Source organism: Ponticoccus litoralis, from assembly GCF_039769985.1.
GTDB classification, from domain to species: domain Bacteria; phylum Pseudomonadota; class Alphaproteobacteria; order Rhodobacterales; family Rhodobacteraceae; genus Ponticoccus; species Ponticoccus litoralis.
This window is the reverse complement of sequence record NZ_JBDNCH010000002.1, coordinates 2,848,222-2,866,353: the sequence shown is the minus strand read 5'-3', so window position 1 is coordinate 2,866,353 and position 18,132 is coordinate 2,848,222. Positions and strand designations below refer to the sequence as shown.

16 protein-coding genes and 1 pseudogene are annotated in these 18,132 nt (G+C 66.6%); 8 read left to right on the top strand and 9 right to left on the bottom strand.

Annotated features, from left to right (window positions below):
• Window positions 1-239: 239 nt before the first annotated feature.
• The 7 genes from ABFB10_RS15330 to ABFB10_RS15300 form a co-directional block, all read right to left on the bottom strand.
• Complete coding sequence (locus ABFB10_RS15330) at window positions 240-1,742, bottom strand: aldehyde dehydrogenase family protein (protein WP_347167163.1); 1,503 nt, start codon at window positions 1,740-1,742, stop codon at window positions 240-242.
• 221 nt (window positions 1,743-1,963) lie between these two features.
• On the bottom strand, window positions 1,964-3,001 hold the full coding sequence (locus tag ABFB10_RS15325; RefSeq protein ID WP_347167162.1) for a zinc-dependent alcohol dehydrogenase: 1,038 nt from the start codon (window positions 2,999-3,001) through the stop codon (window positions 1,964-1,966).
• A gap of 13 nt (window positions 3,002-3,014) precedes the next feature.
• Complete coding sequence (locus ABFB10_RS15320) at window positions 3,015-3,956, bottom strand: ABC transporter permease (protein ID WP_347167161.1); 942 nt, start codon at window positions 3,954-3,956, stop codon at window positions 3,015-3,017.
• 7 nt (window positions 3,957-3,963) lie between these two features.
• Entirely contained in the window at window positions 3,964-5,466 is a 1,503-nt protein-coding gene (locus ABFB10_RS15315) for a sugar ABC transporter ATP-binding protein (RefSeq protein WP_347167160.1), read from the bottom strand.
• Between the two features lie 11 nt (window positions 5,467-5,477).
• A complete protein-coding gene (locus tag ABFB10_RS15310) occupies window positions 5,478-6,200 on the bottom strand; it encodes an ABC transporter permease (RefSeq protein ID WP_347167159.1) in 723 nt (240 codons plus the stop codon).
• Window positions 6,201-6,509: 309 nt separating this feature from the next.
• Window positions 6,510-7,148 (bottom strand): sugar ABC transporter substrate-binding protein, encoded by a 639-nt coding sequence (locus ABFB10_RS15305; protein WP_347167158.1) that lies wholly within the window; start codon window positions 7,146-7,148, stop codon window positions 6,510-6,512.
• Window positions 7,145-7,624, bottom strand: a complete 480-nt coding sequence (locus ABFB10_RS15300; RefSeq protein WP_347167157.1) for a type 1 periplasmic-binding domain-containing protein — start codon at window positions 7,622-7,624, stop codon at window positions 7,145-7,147. The genes ABFB10_RS15305 and ABFB10_RS15300 overlap by 4 nt, the downstream gene beginning before the upstream one ends.
• A 267-nt stretch (window positions 7,625-7,891) precedes the next feature.
• Between ABFB10_RS15300 and ABFB10_RS15295 the strand changes: the two genes are divergently transcribed.
• Window positions 7,892-8,533: a TetR family transcriptional regulator gene (locus ABFB10_RS15295; RefSeq protein ID WP_347167156.1), complete on the top strand. Its 642-nt coding sequence runs from the start codon at window positions 7,892-7,894 to the stop codon at window positions 8,531-8,533.
• A gap of 213 nt (window positions 8,534-8,746) precedes the next feature.
• On the opposite strand, the gene ABFB10_RS15290 is transcribed toward ABFB10_RS15295, so the two are convergent.
• A complete protein-coding gene (locus tag ABFB10_RS15290) occupies window positions 8,747-10,360 on the bottom strand; it encodes a GMC family oxidoreductase (protein WP_347167155.1) in 1,614 nt (537 codons plus the stop codon).
• 144 nt (window positions 10,361-10,504) lie between these two features.
• Here ABFB10_RS15290 and ABFB10_RS15285 point away from each other — a divergent pair, with 144 nt between their 5' ends.
• On the top strand, window positions 10,505-10,903 hold the full coding sequence (locus ABFB10_RS15285; RefSeq protein WP_347167154.1) for a hypothetical protein: 399 nt from the start codon (window positions 10,505-10,507) through the stop codon (window positions 10,901-10,903).
• Between the two features lie 132 nt (window positions 10,904-11,035).
• On the opposite strand, the gene ABFB10_RS15280 is transcribed toward ABFB10_RS15285, so the two are convergent.
• Window positions 11,036-11,884, bottom strand: coding sequence for a LysR family transcriptional regulator (locus ABFB10_RS15280; protein ID WP_347167153.1), 849 nt, complete (start codon window positions 11,882-11,884; stop codon window positions 11,036-11,038).
• A gap of 125 nt (window positions 11,885-12,009) precedes the next feature.
• Here ABFB10_RS15280 and ABFB10_RS15275 point away from each other — a divergent pair, with 125 nt between their 5' ends.
• From ABFB10_RS15275 to ABFB10_RS15255, 6 genes and pseudogenes are all read left to right on the top strand, one after another.
• Window positions 12,010-12,183 carry a hypothetical protein gene (locus tag ABFB10_RS15275; RefSeq protein WP_347167152.1) on the top strand — a complete coding sequence of 58 codons (174 nt, stop codon included), beginning with the start codon at window positions 12,010-12,012 and terminating at the stop codon, window positions 12,181-12,183.
• A 145-nt stretch (window positions 12,184-12,328) separates the two neighbouring features.
• Window positions 12,329-13,114 (top strand): Bax inhibitor-1/YccA family protein, encoded by a 786-nt coding sequence (locus tag ABFB10_RS15270; RefSeq protein WP_347167151.1) that lies wholly within the window; start codon window positions 12,329-12,331, stop codon window positions 13,112-13,114.
• Window positions 13,115-13,661: 547 nt separating this feature from the next.
• Window positions 13,662-14,807, top strand: coding sequence for a D-alanyl-D-alanine-carboxypeptidase/endopeptidase AmpH (ampH, locus tag ABFB10_RS15265; RefSeq protein WP_347167150.1), 1,146 nt, complete (start codon window positions 13,662-13,664; stop codon window positions 14,805-14,807).
• 386 nt (window positions 14,808-15,193) lie between these two features.
• Window positions 15,194-16,630: pseudogene (locus tag ABFB10_RS15260) on the top strand (ABC transporter substrate-binding protein); the annotation flags it as partial.
• A 61-nt stretch (window positions 16,631-16,691) separates the two neighbouring features.
• Window positions 16,692-17,081, top strand: coding sequence for an ABC transporter substrate-binding protein (locus ABFB10_RS24205; protein WP_430523047.1), 390 nt, complete (start codon window positions 16,692-16,694; stop codon window positions 17,079-17,081).
• A gap of 81 nt (window positions 17,082-17,162) precedes the next feature.
• The gene (locus ABFB10_RS15255) at window positions 17,163-18,128 is read left to right on the top strand and encodes an ABC transporter permease (RefSeq protein WP_347167148.1); all 966 of its coding nucleotides are present in this window, start codon (window positions 17,163-17,165) and stop codon (window positions 18,126-18,128) included.
• The last annotated feature ends 4 nt before the right edge of the window (window positions 18,129-18,132 follow it).

The window sequence follows — 18,132 nt, the reverse complement described above, 5'->3', positions numbered from 1 at the left end:
ACCCGACGCTGCCGCACCTCGTTTCATCGCCCGGGCGCGCCCCGTGGCAGGGGCCTCCGGGCCTGCAAGCCCTGCCTGTCACCCACAGGGCCACGGTCTTGTGCCTGTGTGCGCCACCCGCAGGGCCGGGGCCTTGTAGCCGCCTCAGCCAGCCGCAGGGCCGGGGTTTCGCCCCCATCGCTGCCGACGCTCGGGACGGTCTCGCGCGATGCAACACCGCAGCGCCCGGCCCACCGCCCTCACGCGATCCAGGGCCTGCGCTTGCCGATCTCGATGTGGACGGACTTGATCTGGGTGTATTCCTCGACCCCGTACTTGCCCGCCTCGCGGCCCCAGCCCGACTGCTTGAAGCCACCAAGCGGCAGTTCCGGCCCGCCCGCAAGCGTGCAGTTCACCCAGAACCGCCCCGCCTGAACGCGCCGCGTCACCACCAGCGCCTTGTCGATGTCCTTGGTCCAGACCGAAGCGGCCAGACCGTAGTCGGTATCATTGGCAATCGCGATGGCCTCGTCCAGCGTATCGAAGGGCAGGATCGTCAGCACCGGGCCGAAGATCTCGTCCCGCGCGATGACCATTTCCGCGGTCACGTCACCGAAGATCGTCGGCGCGATGTACTGCCCCTGCCCCATGTCCAGCGCACCGCCGCCGCAGATCAGCCGCGCGCCTTCTTCCTTGCCCTTCTCGATGTAGGACAGGATCGTGCGGTTCTGCGCCTCTGTCGTGATCGCACCGATCTGCGTAGCCTCGTCCAGCGGATCGCCGGTCACCGCCTTGGCCAGCTTGTCGCGCACCATCTCGGCGAACCGGTCCGCCACCGAGCGTTCGACGATCAGCCGCGAGCCAGAGACGCAGCACTGCCCGGTGTTGAAGGCGATGCCGAAGGCCACACCGTCCGCCGCGTCCTCCAGATCGGCGTCGGCAAAGACCACCTGCGGGTTCTTGCCGCCCAGTTCCAGCCCCAGCTTCTTGAAGTTCGACCTGCCCGCCGCCTCGACCACGCGGCGGCCCACGGCGGTCGATCCGGTGAAGGACAGCATGTCGATGCGCGGATGTTCGGCCATGGCCTGCCCGATGGTCGAGCCAGAGCCGGTCACCACGTTCATGCAGCCGTCCGGCAGGCCCGCCTCGGTCAGGATCTGGGCCAGGATCAGCGAGGTCGCCGAGGTCATCTCTGACGGTTTTACCACGATGGTGCAGCCCGAGGCGAGGATATAGGGCACGCGTTCGCAGAGGATCAGGAAGGGGAAGTTCCACGGGGTGATGATGCCCACCACGCCCACCGGCTCTCGCGTCACCAGCCCCATCATCCCGTCGCCGAGGTTGTTGAAGCTGTCGCCGTGCAGGCTGCGCGCCAGACCGGAGGCGTATTCGTACATGTCGGCGCAGCCCAGCACCTCGCCGCGCGCCTGCGCGATGGGCTTGCCGTTCTCCAGCGTCTCCCAATAGGCGATTTCCTCCGCGCGCGCGCGGATCAGCGCACCGGCCTTCAGCAGCACGGCGGCGCGTGCCTGCCCGCTCAGCCCCGACCAGCGCCGGTCGTCGAAGGCGCGGCGCGCGGCGTCGACGGCCATGTCGAGGTCACCCTCGGTGCATTTCGGGATGCGCGTCACGGGCACGTCATGGGCGGGCGAGTGGCGGATGAAGACCGCGCGCTCTGCCGCCGGAACCCGGGCCCCGTCCACGTAAAAGCCGAAGTCGCGCGGCTCTGCGGGCAGCGACTGGCGGGTACTGATCTGGTCCATTGGATCTCCTTCCGGCCATGCGGGCCTTCATCGTTGCGGCGGGGGTCGCCCCCGCATACGGCCACGCGGGCCTTGGCGTTTCTCTCAGGCCGCCGCGCCCCGGTCGGGCCACGCGGTCCGGGGCTTTGTCCGGGCGCTGCGCCCCTGTCAGACCGGGCGACCGGCGCCTCTCTGCTGTGCCCTGCGCCCCCGCGGACGGTCGGGCCATGCGCGCCCGACCGTCATGTCGCCCCCATCACGATCTGGGTCTTCAGGTCCATCGGCCTGTCGGCAAAGCTGTCGAAGGCGCTTTGAATGTCCTCCAGCGCATAGGTCGCGCCGGTGAAAGGCGCGGTGTCGATGCGGCCATGCACCAGCAACGTCAACGCGTCGTGCATATCCTCGCCCATGCCCGCGACCGACCCCTTGGCAGAGTTCTCGCGCAGGATGGTGTCGAGGATCGGCATGGGCAGCGCCTCTTCGGGGCCGGTCAGGCCGAAGAAGGCAAGGTGGCCGCCCTTGCGCATCAGCCGCTGCGCTTGGCTGTAGAGCGCGAGGTTGCCGACGCTTTCGATCACGATGTCGGTGCCGCGCCCATCGGTGGCCTGCATCACCGCCTCGGTCAGTTGCGCGGGGTCGGAGACGCCGATGTCGGCCCCGCCCTTCACCGCCATCCGCACGCGGTCCTCCGAGAGGTCGGTCACGATGATCGGCGCCGCGCCGATGGTGCGCATCAACTGCACGTGCAGGTTGCCGATGGGCCCGGCGCCCATCACCAGCACCGACTGGCCGAACCGCACGCGCGCCTTGCGCGCCGCGCGCACCACGCAGGCCAGCGGCTCTGTCAGGGCGAGAACTTCGTCGGGGATGTGCTCCGGCGCCGGGATAACCAGCCGCGCGGGCACCACCATGTATTCGCAGAAGCCGCCGTCGGCATGGATGCCCATCTGTTTCATGTCCGGGCAGTTCAGGATCTCGTTGCGGCGGCACCAGTAGCAGCGCCCGCAACCGACATTGGTGTCCACCACCACCTTGCCGCCCACGGTCAGCCCCTCGACGCCCTCGCCCAGCGCCTGAATGCGGCCCGTGAACTCGTGCCCCGGGATCATCGGCAGGCTTTCGGCGGCGTAGTGGCCGTGGAAGATGTGGATGTCGGTGCCGCAGATTCCGGTGCGGGTGATGCGGATCAGCACCTCTCCGCGCCCCGGCTTGGGGATCGGGCGCTCTTCGATCTCGAAACGGCCCGGTTTCACCAGAACGGCGGCTTTCATCATGGTCATGGTCTCCTCCCCTTTATTTGACGATGCGCAGTTTGCTGCGATCTATCGTGAGGGCAATGGCAAGGATGAGGATGATGCCGAAGACCATCTGCTGCATGGTGGCGTCGACCTCGAAATACAGCATCGAGGATCGGATCACCGCGACGATCAGCGTGCCGATCAGCGTGTTCAGCACACCCCCCACACCGCCGGTCAGGGGCGTGCCGCCGACCAGCACCGCCACGATGGCGGGCAGCAGGAAGCCGTTCGCCAGCGTCGGCGCGCCGCCCGACAGCTTGACCGAGAACAGAAGACCCGCGATCGCCGCCAGCATCCCCGACAGCGCGAAGGCCATGACCTTGATGCGCGTCACGTTGAGGCCCGAGGCGACGGCGGCCAGCTCGCCCGCCCCGACGGCTTTCAGCGCGCGCCCGAAGGTGGTGCGCTCTTGCAGGAAGAGCATGGCCAGCACCAGCACCGCGCCCACGAAGATCTCGTGCGGGATGCCCGCCGTATTGCCGACCATCCAGCCGAAAGAGGCGTCGCGCAGGGTCGCATCCATATACAGAGCGCGCTGCCCCGACAGGTATTGCGCATAGCTGTAGGCCACGCCGCCCACCGCCAGCGTCGAGACGAAGGAGGGCACGTAAAGCTTCGTCGTGATGAAGCCCGAGACGGCGCCGAAGGTCAGCCCGGCAAGGATGCAGACCAGCGCCGCGCCGATCCCCAGCGAGGGCAGCGCGACGGTGGCGATCACCGTCGTCATGTTCGCAAGCGACTGCGCCGAAAGGTCGATGCCGCCGATGTAGATGGCGAAGGTCAGCCCCAGCGCCATGATGAAAAGCGGCATGATATCGGCGACCATGTTCAGCAGGTTCACCGACCGCAGGAAGTTCGCGTCCGCCACGCCCACGATCACCACCAGCGTCAGCAGGGTGATCCACGGAAGATGCGGTTTCAGTCTTTCGATGCTCATGTCACCCTCAGGTCATGTGGTGGACGAGGTCGTAGAGGCTCGGCTTGTCGCCGGGGCGCCCGTGAAAGACCTGCTGTTGCACGCCGTCCTTCAGGACGAGCAGCGTGTGGGACAGGCCGATGGCCTCTTCGAGCGTGTCAGCGACAAGGATGATCCCCGCACCCGCCGCGCTCATGTCGCGGACCATGTCGTAGACGTCTTCCTTGGCGCCGATATCCAGACCCCGCGTCGGGTGATCCAGCAGGATGATGTCCGACCCGGCAGAGCGCCACTTGGCCAGAACCACCTTCTGCTGGTTACCCCCCGACAGGCCGCCGCAATCCTTGTAGATGTTCGGCGTCTTGATCTTCAGCCGCTTCACCCAGTCCTCGGCCAACGCCTTTTCCTCGGCGATGCGCAGCACGCCCCCGCCCGAGTAGTTCTTCATCTGGCTGAGGGTCATGTTCTCGTAGACGTTCATGCCCGCCACGATGCCCTCGACCTTGCGCTCGCGGGGGACATAGCCCACCCCCGCCGCGACGCTGTCCTGCGCGCTGAAGCGGGTGGCGGGCTTGTCCTTGATCGTGACGGAGCCGCCGGTGGGCTTTTCCAGCCCGAAGACCGTGCGCAGGATCGCCTCGCGCCCGGAACCCTCCGTACCGACAAGGCACAACACCTCACCACGCCGCAGGTCGAACGAGATATCCTCGAAGCGGTTCGCCACAGACACGCCGTCGAAGCGCACAAGCACCTCGTCGCCATGGTGCTTCTGCTTCTGCTCGCGGTAGTATTCCTTGTCGACGTCGCGCCCGACCATCTTGTGCTGGATCGCCTCGATCCGCGCGGTCTCGCGCGTGACCACGTCCACCACCTCGCCGTCCTTCATGACATAGACGCGGTCGGAAAGCTCCAGCACCTCGTCCATGCGGTGGCTGACGAAGATGAACGAGGCCCGCGTGGTCAACTCGCGCACGATGCCGAAGAGCAGCTCCACCTCTTCGCGGGCCAGAACAGAGGTCGGCTCGTCCAGCAGGATCACCAAATCGCCCTCGACGCGTTCTTCCAGGGTCAGCACCTTGGCCAGTTCGACCAGTTGCCGCTGCGCGAAGGACAGCTTGGCCGTCACCGTCGCGGGGTCGATGTTCAGCTTGACCTTGGCCAGCTGGGCGCGCGCCGCCGCCGCCATGGCCTTCCAGTTCATCACGCCGAAACGCACGAATTGCTTCTCGAAACCGAGGAAGATGTTCTCCATCACCGTCAGGTTGGTGATCAGCGACTGTTCCTGAAAGACCATGCCGATGCCGTGGTCCATGGCCTGACGCGGGTTCTGGAACCGCACCGCCTTGCCGTCCTTGGTGATGGTGCCGCCGTCCGCCTGATAGGCGCCGTAGATCACCTTCATCAGCGTGGACTTGCCGGCGCCGTTCTCGCCCACCAGCCCCACGATCTCGCCGCGCCCGATGGTGAAGTCGACGGCCTTCAGCGCACGCACGCCGGGGAACGTCTTGTCGACTTTGCTGAGTTGATACATGACCCCCTCCCCTATTTCACGAAGGCGACGGACTTGCGGTCGGTGCTCAGCACCACCGCGGCGATGACCATCGCGCCCAGCACGCCGTCCTGCACGTAGCCGGGCAGCCCGATCACCACCATGCCATTGCCGATGACGTTGACGATCAGCACGCCCACCAGCGTGTTCCAGACGCCGCCGATGCCGCCCCAGAGGGCCGTGCCGCCGACGACGACCGAGGTGATCGACATGAACATGAAGTTGTTGCCCGTCGCGGTCTCGGCGATGCCGATGCGGCCCACCGCCAGCAGCGCGCCGACCGCGTAGAACATCCCCGCCAGCGTAAAGCCCAGCACCCGCACGCGGCTGACGTTCAGGCCAGAGGCATGGGCCAGTTCCTCACCCCCGCCGACGGCGTAGAAGTTCCGCCCCAAGGCGGTGCGCGACTGGATGAACCACGCCAGCAGCAGGAACAGGCCCGCGACGTAGACCATCAGCGGAAAACCCAGCAGGCGTTCGGTCAGCAACCCGCGAAAGACCTCGTCCTCGACCCGCACGCGGTCGCCGCCGGTCAGCAGCAGGGCCAGCCCGGTGCCGACGAAGCCCATGGCCAGCGAGGCCATGAAGGAGGGGATCTTCAGCTTCACATGCACCAGCCCGTTGACCAGCCCGATGCAGGCGCCGACCAGCAAGGCCAGCGGCAGGGCCAGCCAGCCGAGGCCCAGCACCGTGCCGCCAAGGCCCGAGGAAGGCATAGGCGAAGACCACCGCCGAGACGCTGACCGTGCCCTCCATCGACAGGTCGATGCTGCCCATGATGATGACGAAGGTCACGCCGATGGCCACCATCAGGGCGGGCGAAGCCGAGATCGCGATCCGGGCGAGGTTGCGCACCGTCAGAAAGCGCGGTTCGAGCACCGTGAAGAGGGCGATCAGCACCAACAGGACGATCAGCGGGGCCCATTTCAACAGGGCCTCGCGCGAGAGATTGCCGGACAAGGGGCACCTCCGGGGAAATGGGATCAGTCAGAAGGGGGCGGCCCTGTGGACCGCCCCGGTCGGGCTTACTTGTACTGGATCTGGCCGCCCGTCGGGCCCCAGAAGTCGCTCCAGTCGTATTCCGGCGTGCTGTCGAGGTAGCTTGCCTTGAACTCGGCGGCGTCCTCGGGCGTGACCATGATGGTCGGGCCGTAGAACTCGCGGTGCTCCTGCGGCTCTTCCGAGGGTTTGAAGTCGCCGCGCGCCGCATGATAGGCCAGCGCCGCCGTGATGCCACCACCCCAATGCGGGTTGGTGAAGACGGTCGCGAGGATCTTGCCCTCGGCCACCAGACCCACGGCCTGCGGGTTGCCGTCATAGGACACGATGGGCATGTCCTCGATGCCCTCGGCGCGCAGCGCCTCGAGCACGCCATAGGCGATGGTGTCGTTGGCGCAATGCACGCCGGTGATCTCGTCGCCGAAGCGGGTCAGGAAGGCGCTCATGACCTGGTTGGCCTTCTGGGTGTCCCAGTCGGCGGGCTCTGCGGCCAGAAGCTCGACCTCGGGGTAGTCCTTCAGCGCGTTCTTCAGGCCCTGAAGGCGCTCGATGGCCGGGTTGTTCGACGCGATGCCGCCAAGGTGGACGACGCCGCCCTTGCCGCCCATGGCCTCCAGCAGGATGCGCGCGGTCTCTTCCGCCGGACCCTCGTCGGACCATGTCATGTGGCTGACGTAGTGGTCGCCGAAGTCCTGGGGTGCAGGTCGTCGGTCTTGTTCCAGATGGTCGAGACATAGCCGCCCGCCTCGGAGACCGCCTCGACGATGGGGCGGCAGTTGGGCGCGTCGTTGGTGTCGATGGCCAGCGCCAGTTCGCCGCCGGTCTTGGCCAGCAGCGACTTCACGTCACCCAGCGACTTCTCGGACGAGCCCTCGTTGATCAGGTGGACCATCGCGTCCTCGGGCTTGCCCAGGCTTTCGACGAAGGCCTCGCCGCCGGTGACGATCTCGTTCCAGTAGGGATTGGTGCGGTTGCGATAGGACCAGGCGATAGTTGGGTCGTCATAGGTCGCCGCCATGACCGGCGAGGGGCCGAACATCCGCATCGCCGCGGCGCCGGACACGCCATAGGCCGAGGCCAGCAGGAAATTCCGGCGGCTCAGTTTCTCTTTCTCGATGAAGTCCTTGATGAACGTCGACAATGGATTTCCTCCCGTTGGTGCCTGGTCCGGAACCTTCGCGCGCCCCCTGCCCCACTCCTCTGCCGGACAGCCCCTGCACGCGGAAGACCGATATGATTCCGACCTTAACGCACTAACTGGTTACTTCATGAAATGCGCAGGCGTCAACAGGAAACGATAGGGCCTGCGGGGCGCGGCGCGCTCTGACGAGCGGCGGATGGGTTTTGACGATTCCGCCATGGCTGCTGTAAGAGCGTGCGGAACCACCGCCCGAAAGGCCCGACGACGATGGACCCCAAACCCGAGAAACGGCAGCGCGATGCCGAGGCGACGCAGGCCCGCATCCTTGCCGCCGCGAAGAAGGAATTCGCCCGCAACGGCCTTGGCGGTGCGCGCATCGACGAGATCGCCGAACGCGCCAAGGCCAACAAGCGGATGATCTACCACTACTTCGGCAACAAGGAGGATCTGTTCCGCATCGTGCTGGAAGAGGCCTACCTGGACATCCGCGCCGCCGAGAAAAAGCTGGACCTGGAACACCTGCCCGCCCGCGAGGCGATGGAGCGTTTCGTGCGCTTCACATGGGAGTACTACCTGAAGAACCCGGAATTCGTGACGCTGGTGAACTCTGAGAACCTGCACCGCGCGCGCCACCTGAAGAAGTCCGAGCGCGTCGGCCCGGCGCAGCGGCAGCTGGTGTCCATGGTCGAGGGCATCCTGAACCGGGGCGTGGCCGAGGGCGTCTTCCGCCCGGGCATCGACCCGGTGCAACTGAACATCACCATCGCGGCGGTCAACTACTACTACCTGACCAACCGCTACACCGGCACGCTGCTGTTCGAGCGCGACATGATGGCGAAAGAGGCGCTGGACGCCCGCATCGCCTTCAACATCGACACCATCCTGCGGATGATCTGCATCGAACCCTGAGACGGCGGGTGGCCGGGGTCACGGGGCGCCGCAATCCCGGGACAAAGCGCGCCGCGCCCTCTGCGCAATCCCCCTGCCCTCAAACCCCGGTGGTGTCCTCGGGGAACGGGACGCGCTGCGGGGGCACGTCGGAAGACAGGGGCGCGCCGGGACGCGCAACAGAACCGGCAGGCGGGCGCCGCCGGGTGGCACGGGCAGAGGCACCGCGGCGCATCACGGCAGCTTGGCGCGCGGCAGCGGCGTCAGGCCGCGGATCAGGTCCGCGCCCTTTTCACCGATCATGATACTGGGCGCGTTGGTATTGGACGAGTTGATCGCGGGCATGACCGAGGCATCGCAGACCCGCAGCGCCGCCAGGCCGTGCAGGCGCAGGTCGGGACCCACCACCGCATCCGGCCCGGTGCCCATGCGGCAGGTGCCCACCGGGTGGTGGTCGGTCTTGGCGACCTTGCAGGCATAGTCGAACAGCTCCGCCTCGGACCGCAGGTCCGGACCCGGCAGCACCTCCTTGCGCACGAAATCCCCCAGTGCCGGCTCTGACAGGATCTCGCGCGCCATGCGCAGGCCCTCCAGCGCCATATTCAGATCGTAGGGATCGGACCAGTAGTTCGGGTCGATCAGCGGCGCGGCGCCGGGATCGCCCGAGGCCAGACGCACCGTGCCGCGCGACCGCGGCCGCAGGAAAGCCGAGTTCAGCGTGACCCCGGCCCCGTCGATCTTGGCGATGCCGGTCTCGATCCCCGACCCCTGGCCAAAGTGGAACTGGATGTCCGGCGAGCGCGCCTCGGGGTCGGCGGTAGCAAAGGCGCCGGTCTCGAAGAGCGAGGCCGCCGCCGGGCCGCTCTTGAACAGCAGGTATTGCAGCCCGGCCCAGGCGCTCCGGTGCAGCCTGTCCCAACCGTCATAGCTGTAGGGGCCGGACAGCTCCGCGAGGGCACAAAGGTCGATGTGATCCTGAAGGTTCTCGCCCACCCCGGGCAGGTCGTGCACCACGTCCACGCCCACCGCGCGCAGGTGATCCGCCGGGCCGATGCCCGACAGCATCAGCAGGCGCGGAGAGCCGATGGCGCCGCTGGACACGATGACCTCGGCCTCCGCCCGCGCGGTCTCGACCCGGCCCTCGTGGCGGTAGGTGACCCCGGTGGCGCGGTCGGCCTCGACCTCGACGCGCAGGGCCTCTGCGCCGGTCAGCACGGTCAGGTTCGGACGCCGCATTGCCGGTTTCAGATAGGCCACGGCGGCAGAGGACCGCCGCGCGTCGCGCTGCGTCAGTTGATAGAAGCCCACCCCGTCCTGACAGGCACCGTTGAAGTCGGGGTTGTAGCGCAGGCCCCAGCCTTGCGCGGCGCGGATGAAGGCGTCGCAGACCGGCAGGGTCGCGCGCGGCATCGACACGCCCAGCGGCCCGTCGATCCCGTGATAGGCGTCGTTGAAACGCTCGTTGCCCTCGGCCCGGCGGAAATAGGGCAGCACGTCGCGGTAGGCCCAGCCCGGGCAGCCGTGCTCGGCCTCCCATGCGTCGTAGTCCAGCGCATTGCCGCGCGTGTAGACCTGCGCGTTGATGGTCGAGCCGCCGCCGATCACCTTGGCCTGCGTGTACCACAGGCTGCGCCCCTGCATGTTGCGCTGCGGCACCGTCGACCAGCCCCAGCTGGCGATGCCCTCGGTCATCTTGGCGAAACCGGCGGGCCAGTGGAAGAGCAGGTTGCGGTCGCGCCCCCCGGCCTCCAGCAGCAGCACCCGCGTTCCCGGGTCTTCCGTCAGCCGCGCCGCCAGCACGCAGCCGGCAGAGCCGCCGCCGGTCACGATATAGTCGTATGCCGCCATGCCCCCTCCCGCATAGTAACCAGACAGTTAATTCCGTGACAGCCGCCGCCCCATCTGTCAAGGATCGGCGGCGCCCCGCCCGGCCCGGACCCACCCATGAATACCCGACTTCCGAAACCGGGAGGTTTCGGGCAGAAAGGGCGCATGAAACAGACCCTCGCCCTTGTCCTATCGTGCCTCATGGCGCTGCCCGCGATGGCGGCAGAGCCCATGTCGGCCTCGGACTTCGAAAGCTATGTCACCGGCAAGACGCTGTATTACGGCGAAAGCGGCCAGCCCTACGGGGTCGAGGAATACCTGCCGGACCGTCAGGTGCGCTGGTCCTTCCTCGATGGCCAGTGCAAGGACGGCTTCTGGTACGAGAACGCCGGGCAGATCTGCTTTGTATACGAGGACAACCCCGACCCGCAGTGCTGGAGCTTCTACCGCAACGGCGGCAGCCTGCGCGCGGTCTTCGAGAACGACCTGACCAGCACCACGCTCTACGAGGCGCAGCAGGACGACAAGCCCATGCTCTGCCACGGACCCGACGTCGGGGTCTGAGGTCGGGGCCTGAGGTCGGGGACCGGCGCAAAGGTCACCCGCCCCTGCCGCGCCCCGGCTGCACCACCGGGCGCGGCGCGGTCCGCCCCGGGGCCGCGCAAACCCGGTCGAGACGGACCTTGGCCCGCAGCGCTACAGGGCGCAGAACCCCTGCCGGATATAGTCCGTCAGCGCGCCGACAACCTCGGCCTTGCCGTTGCCCACATACATGTTGATCTTCTGCGTCCCCAGATCCGGCAGCACGCCCCTGTCGATGTAGGCTAGGTAATCCGGCACATGCCCCTCCAGCCGCGCGGTCACGGCGAGATCGGCGCTGACGCTGGCGTCGATGGTCGTGTCGCTCTGCGAGTCGACCGCCATTTCCCATGCCACCCCCGCCCGGTCCAGCCGCGCCAGCGTGTCCTCGCGAAACCCGCAGTTGCGGCAGAAGGCGATGCGCAGCGGCGCGGTGTTCTTCCAGACCTGACCGCCCGGCGCCCCGATCCAGCGCAGCGGCACCTCTATCAGCGTTTCGCCGCCCGAATCGACCCCCGGCTCCGTGGTCAGAATCACGTCCACCTCGCCCCGCGCGAACTGGGTCTTCAGCACCCGCGTGAAGGAACTGACCAGCGAGACCTTCACCCGGGGATGTGTGCGTCCCATGCGCCGCAGCACGTCGGGAATGACCGGGTAGACGATGTCCGCGGGCACGCCCAGCACCACCTCGCCCTCCCAGGCCTGGTCGGTGAGCCGGGTATAGACCTCGTCGTTCAGGTCGACGATCTTCTGCGCATAGGTCAGCAGCTGCGCCCCGGCGGGCGTCAAAGAGATGCCGCGCGCGGAACGGTCGAGCAGTTGCAGGCCCAGCATCTCTTCCAGCCGCTTCAGCTGCATCGAGACGGCGGATTGCGTCAGGTTCAGGAACCCGGCGGCCCGCGTGACCCCGCCAGCCTGCGCCACCGCAAGGAACGACCGCAGGACGGTGACGTCCAGATTCCTCATCCATCAAGCTCCATGATGACAAACCTCAAGAACATTCGTTTCCAGCATGATCCGGATTGCGACACAACCATCAGTAACGAAAATGGCAGAACAATCAATCATCACGATCCGTGAAGGAGCCCATCATGATCCGTGCTCTTGACATCCTTTTGGGGCGCACCCGCCCGGCACGCCGTCCCTCCGGCCCCGACACCGCGCGCCCGCGCCGTGCGGAAACCCCCTCGCTGCGCGAGCCGAACCGGTTCGAGCGCGACAGCGCCGAACAGCTCTGGTCGGCCCCCGCGCACTGGCGGCTGTGACGGCCCCAACGGTTCCGCATCGATCAAGTTCCAATACTTGTGTGTTTTCGCACCGGAAAATCTTGAAAACCCCGTCCGCTTTGACAATATCAAGCGCAACACTTCCGCGCGCATCCGCGCGGGGTCCCGCCAAACGGAGGTTTTGATGGCACAATACGACACCATTCGGACGACAGGCGTCGCAGGCGCCCGCTCCGCACAGATCGATGAGGGCCTTCGCGCCCATATGAACAAGGTCTACGGCACCATGTCCGTGGGCACGTTCATCACCTTCCTCGCCGCATGGGCGATTGCCGGTCTCGCGGTCACAACCGATCCGACCGGTGCCTCTGCCATGATCCGCGAGGGCCAGTACCTGACCTCCTTCGGCGAGGCGATCTACATGTCGCCGCTAAAATGGGTGATCATGTTCGCCCCGCTGGCCTTTATCTTCTTCGGCTTCGGCGCCGCCATGAACCGCCTGTCCGCCGCCGGCGTACAGCTGCTGTTCTACACCTTCGCCGTGCTGATGGGCCTGTCGCTCAGCTCGATCTTCCTGGTCTTCACCGGCGTCTCGATCGTGCAGGTCTTCCTTGTGACCTCGATCGCCTTCGCGGGCCTGTCGCTCTGGGGCTACACCACCAAGAAGGACATCTCCGGCTGGGGATCGTTCCTGATCATGGGTGTGATCGGCCTGATCGTCGCGTCGATCGTGAACATCTTCCTCGCCTCCTCGGCGATGGGCTTCGCGATCTCGGTCCTGGGCGTTCTGATCTTCGCGGGCCTGACCGCCTACGACACGCAGAACATCAAGAACACCTACCTGCAGCACGCTGCGCATGGTGACAGCGAGTGGCTGGGCAAGGCTGCCATCATGGGCGCCCTGAGCCTCTACCTCGACTTCATCAACATGTTCATGTTCCTGCTGCAGCTCATGGGCAACCGCGAGTAACGCAGGCCACCGGCAGACACAGACCACAAGCCCCGCCGACCCCTGGTTCGGCGGGGCTTTTTCGTTTTGCGACCCACGCCCAGACACTCCCGCCTTGGCCCCCGCGGTCGGGCAGTGCCTGCACAAGGCCGATCGGACAGCGCCTGATAAGGCTGAAGGGATCGCCCGCCCCTCCCTGCAGGCACGCGCCACGCACCGCCAGGCCCTTCAGGCAGGGGCCAGCCCCTGCTTGTCGGACCAGCTGGGTCTGAAGCCCCCCCGGACCCGCCGCCCCGGCAGCGACCCGGTCCGGCGGCCTATTCGCGCCCCCAAGACAGGCCCGCTGCAAATCCGTCTGGCGCCGGGAAAATCAACAAAATCCGCCCCATCGCAACGAACGGGGGTTGAGCGCACCGCCCGCGTCTGGTGCATAATTGCGCAACGGGACGCCTTGGGAGCAGGTCAGCCGGTTTCCGGTCTGACCCAACCCCGCATGCGCACCCGTCACAGGGAAACGCGCCATTCCGGTGGCACTTGCGAGGTAGAAACTGCCATGAGTCTATTCAGGATGATCCCAATCACGGTCATCGCCGCCTGCGCCACCGTGGCCGCTGTCCCGCTGCGGGCAGACACCGGCCAGACGATCCCCGAGGCGATGATCGAGGAAATGATATCGCTGAGCGGTACGATCACCTATCTCGAAGGCGATGCGCCGGGCCTGATCCTTGGCGCGATCAAGGGCGACACCGTGGTGGTCGAGGGCTTCGGAGAAACCGCACGGGGCAACGGCATCACGCCGGATGGCGACACGGTCTTCCGCATCGGCTCGATCACCAAGGTCTTCGCGGGCGAGATGCTGGCCCATGCGGTGGCCCGCGGCGAGGTTGCCTTCACCGATCCGGTCGCCCCGCTCTTGGCCGACCCGCTCGGCGCGGCGGCAGCCCAGCACCCGGACATCCGGCTGATCGACCTTGCGACGCATTCCGGCGGGCTGCCCCGCGAAGTCCCGCGCGCCGAAAGCCCCGACAGCGACCCCTTCCAGACCATCACCCCCGATGCCTTTGCCGACTGGCTTCAGGGCAACGCGCTGCAGTTCGCGCCGGGGCGCGGTTCGGCCTATTCGAACTTCGGCTTCGACCTGCTCTCTGCGGCGCTGTCGACCGCGGGGGGCGCCAGCTATCCCGACCTTCTGGCCGACAGGATCACCCGTCCGCTGGCACTGGACGACACCACCTTCACGCCGACCGCCGGGATGGCCGAGCGCCAGATGATCGGCCACGCGCCGGATGGCGAGGCGCTGCCGATTGTGCCGACCGGCGCGGTCATCACCGGATCTGGCGGCCTCTACAGCACGGCGAACGACCTGCTGCGCTGGATGCGCTGGCATCTGGATGAAACCGGCCCGGATGCGCAGGTGCGCCTGCTCGACCACGCGGTCTACCTGCCCCGCGACGGGCTGGAGACGGTGGTCTCGATGGACGAATCCGGGCGCATGGACGCCATGGGGCTGGGATGGGTGGCGATGAACGCAACAGCCGAAAGCCCCTTCTACCTGCAGAAATCCGGGGCCCTTCAGGGACAGATGTCCTACATCGCCTTTGCTCCGCAATACGATGCCGCGGTGCTGATCACCATGAACCAGTACGACTTCGGTGCCGCCGCAGGGATGACCGAGGCGGCCAACGCGCTGCTGAGAACCCTCAGCGGCTACTGACACCCCGGCATATCGCTCCGGCGCCGTTGCAGGAATTGGGCAGCGGCGCCGGGCAGCGCGGCCAGCGCCCTCTGGCCTCCCCTCATCCAGCATCGCGTTCCACAGCCGCGCGCCCGACCGACCGGCGGCGCGCGGGCGCAGGACGTTCCGCCCCCTGCGCGACGAGGGCCGCCCCACCATTGCAATGCCGCCAGAAGCCCCGCCGCCACCACCCGACGTGGCGGCTGGCCTTGGGCCCCCGGTCGCGGCTGCGCAGGGCCGTTTCCGACCGGATCGCAGCGCGCGCCGCGCCCTGGCCCAGCCGCAAAAGCGCTGCCGGGACTTGCCCGGCGACGCTGCCGCCTTGCGCGGCACACGCGGATCTCATCCATGCCCTCGGCGCCTGAATGCGCCCTGCCGCCAGCCGACTCGGGTGGTCCGCGCGATCCGCACTCAAAGCAACAATGTTTTTATTCCGTACAATGAGGCGCAAAGCAGAAAGACAGAAACTCACAAATCAATCCACCACTCTATTGTTTTTGCTTGATTATATACGAACGCACAACACACCAGGCATCGTTGACAATCCAAACAACTGTATACTAACCTGCATCGGCGCGAGCGCGGACACAGGAGACCGCGCCGACCGCGACAACAGGGAGGAAGAGATGCACAGAGGATTGACCGGGCGCGGCTGGATGACAGGCGCCGCCCTTGGCGCGATGATCGCAGCCGGCGCCGTGGGCGCGCAGCAGCTGGGGGAGCCGGTCCCTGAAATGACCGTGGTCTACTACGCGTCCGACATGGGACCGGAGTTCGAACAATCGGCCCGGGCGCTGGCCGACGACTGGGCGAAGCTTGGCCTGGACCTGCAACTGGTCCCGGTTCAGTTCTCGACCTTCGTGTCGCAGTACATTGTCGGCGGGCAACTTGAAGACATGGCCGTCTTCTCTGTCGGGGCCGACCCCGACCGTGTCGATCCGACCTATTGGGTTTACGACGTCGCCGCCTGCGGGCTGCGCCGGAACGGCTCGAAATGGTGCGACGAAGGCTATAGCGAACGCGCCGCCAAGCAGCGCACCCTTGTCGACCGCGCAGAGCGCGTCGAGGCCGTCCATGCCCTGCAGGCCGAATTCACCGAGGCGATGCCCTTCTTCCCGGTGATCAACCGGATCTACGGCATCGTCTACAACTCCGACAAATGGGAAAACGTGACCAGCCCCGAGCCGGTCGCCGCCCATGAAGAGATGGTGAACCCCTGGCTCAAGGCCCGTCCGCTGACCGACGACCGCTGGCTCGACTGGGCCTATTTCGAGGATGTCAGCACCTACAACCCGCTGGTGGAAGAAAGCGCCGTGGGCTGGGTCCGCTTCATCTTCGACACCTTCGCCAAGAACAACTCGGAAGGCGAAACCGTGCCCTGGGCCGCGGCTGGCTGGACCTGGGTGGACGACACGACGCTCGAAGTCACCCTGCGCGACGGCATGACCTTCCATGACGGCGAGGCCGTGACGGCGGATGACGCGGTCTATACCATCAACACCGTCGTCGACCTCGCGCCGCCCGCCGTGTCCTCGCGGACCTCGAACATCACGAGCGCCGAGAAGATCGACGACCTGACCTTCCGCATCAACCTGAAAGCCCCGGACGCGGCCTTCGAGATCACCGTCCTGACCTACATGTTCATCCTGCCCGAACATATCTGGTCGGCCCACGACGGCGACCTGCTGGAATGGGACATCGTCGCCGACGACGCGGTGATCGGCTCTGGCCCCTTCCAGTTCCAGACATGGCGCCCGAACGAGGTGCACGAACTGGCGACCTACGCCGAGCACTGGGAAGCGCCCGAGTACGACGGTCTGCGCCGCCTTGCCCTCGGGCCAGGCCGATGCCATCCGCTCTGCGATGCTGGACGGCACCGGCGATATCGCCACGACGGTTCTGCCGGTTGCGACGATGTCCGATCTGGCCGCGCAGAACGACAATCTCGAGTTCATCGAAGTGCCGTCCCACGCGACGCTCTACGTCTGGATGAACAACGAGAAAGCGCCCTTCGACGATCAGGCCTTCCGCCGCGCCGTGCGCATGGCCAGCGACAAGAACCGGGTCATGATCGAGGGCTGGCAGGGCTTCGCCATCCCCGCCTCGGAAGGGCCGGTCCCGCGTGCCCTCGGCCAGTGGTACAACGCCGAGATCGAGCCGGTCGCCTTCGATGTCGAGGCCGCGCGCGCCGTCCTGGAGGAAGCCGGTTACGGCTGGGACTCCTCGGGCAAGCTGCACCTGCCCGCCAACTGAGCCCTTTCGCTCAGGAGCGGCCCCCTGTCCGGGGGCCGCTCGTCTCTCCGCGTCCTCCGCAGCCCTAAAACGCGAGACCCCATGCGCTCTTATATCATACGCCGCCTTCTCCAATCCGTCGTAGTCATCTTCGCCGTCACGACAATCATGTTCCTGATGTTCCGCATCGTCCCCTCTGACCCGACAGCGATGATGGTCGAACGCGGGATGTCCGAGGAAGCGCGGCAGGCGCTGCTCGAACGCTGGGGCCTGACCGGGTCGCTCTGGGACCAGTACCTGCACTACATGGGCAACCTGCTGGTCGGCGATTTCGGCAACAGCTTCTTCTACCGCCAGCCGGTCTGGGACGTGATCCTGCCGCGCATCTACAACACCCTCTGGATCGCCGTTCCGGGGCTTCTGCTGGGCGCCTTCATCGGCGCCGGGCTGGGCATGATCGTCGGCTGGTCGCGCCGGGGCGGCACCGTCGAACGGACCGGCATCCTGCTGGCCACGGTGATCCGCGGCACCCCCAGTTTCATCCTCGGGATCGTCCTGCTGGCGATCTTTTCCAGCTGGCTTGGCTGGCTGCCCGGCTTCGGCATGGGCGACACCAATGGCAAAGAGGGTCTGGCACGGTTCCTGCAATGGGAGTTCCTGATCCACCTGACGCTGCCGGTTCTGGCCGTCGTCATCTACTTCCTGCCGGAGAACCTGCTTCTCATGCGCTCGGGCGTGGTCGAGAACCGGCACGAGGATTACGTTGAACTGGTCCGCGCCAAGGGCGTCTCGAACGCCCGGGTCGCCTGGCACGCGGCGCGCAACTCGCTGCTGCCGCTGATCACATGGCTGTTCCCGGCGCTGGCCGAGACGATCGCCGGGATCGTGGTGATCGAGATCGTCTTCAGCTGGCCCGGCATCGACCGCGAGCTGGTGCTTGCCGTGACCCGGCAGGACTATCCGCTGGCACAGGCTGCGTTCTTCCTGCTGGCCGTGATGATCGTTCTGGCCAACCTTGCCGCAGACCTGACCTACGGCAAACTCGACCCGCGCGTCGTCTACCGCTGAGGGC

Bases quoted from the DNA above. Each gene is read 5' to 3' on its own strand.
- ABFB10_RS15330 (WP_347167163.1), bottom strand. From the start codon at position 1,742: ATGGACCAGATCAGTACCCGCCAGTCGCTGCCCGCAGAGCCGCGCGAC.
- ABFB10_RS15325 (WP_347167162.1), bottom strand. From the start codon at position 3,001: ATGACCATGATGAAAGCCGCCGTTCTGGTGAAACCGGGCCGTTTCGAG.
- ABFB10_RS15320 (WP_347167161.1), bottom strand. From the start codon at position 3,956: ATGAGCATCGAAAGACTGAAACCGCATCTTCCGTGGATCACCCTGCTG.
- ABFB10_RS15315 (WP_347167160.1), bottom strand. From the start codon at position 5,466: ATGTATCAACTCAGCAAAGTCGACAAGACGTTCCCCGGCGTGCGTGCG.
- ABFB10_RS15310 (WP_347167159.1), bottom strand. From the start codon at position 6,200: ATGCCTTCCTCGGGCCTTGGCGGCACGGTGCTGGGCCTCGGCTGGCTG.
- ABFB10_RS15305 (WP_347167158.1), bottom strand. From the start codon at position 7,148: ATGACATGGTCCGACGAGGGTCCGGCGGAAGAGACCGCGCGCATCCTG.
- ABFB10_RS15295 (WP_347167156.1), top strand. From the start codon at position 7,892: ATGGACCCCAAACCCGAGAAACGGCAGCGCGATGCCGAGGCGACGCAG.
- ABFB10_RS15290 (WP_347167155.1), bottom strand. From the start codon at position 10,360: ATGGCGGCATACGACTATATCGTGACCGGCGGCGGCTCTGCCGGCTGC.
- ABFB10_RS15285 (WP_347167154.1), top strand. From the start codon at position 10,505: ATGAAACAGACCCTCGCCCTTGTCCTATCGTGCCTCATGGCGCTGCCC.
- ABFB10_RS15280 (WP_347167153.1), bottom strand. From the start codon at position 11,884: ATGAGGAATCTGGACGTCACCGTCCTGCGGTCGTTCCTTGCGGTGGCG.
- ABFB10_RS15275 (WP_347167152.1), top strand. From the start codon at position 12,010: ATGATCCGTGCTCTTGACATCCTTTTGGGGCGCACCCGCCCGGCACGC.
- ABFB10_RS15270 (WP_347167151.1), top strand. From the start codon at position 12,329: ATGGCACAATACGACACCATTCGGACGACAGGCGTCGCAGGCGCCCGC.
- ampH (WP_347167150.1), top strand. From the start codon at position 13,662: ATGATCCCAATCACGGTCATCGCCGCCTGCGCCACCGTGGCCGCTGTC.
- ABFB10_RS24205 (WP_430523047.1), top strand. From the start codon at position 16,692: ATGCTGGACGGCACCGGCGATATCGCCACGACGGTTCTGCCGGTTGCG.
- ABFB10_RS15255 (WP_347167148.1), top strand. From the start codon at position 17,163: ATGCGCTCTTATATCATACGCCGCCTTCTCCAATCCGTCGTAGTCATC.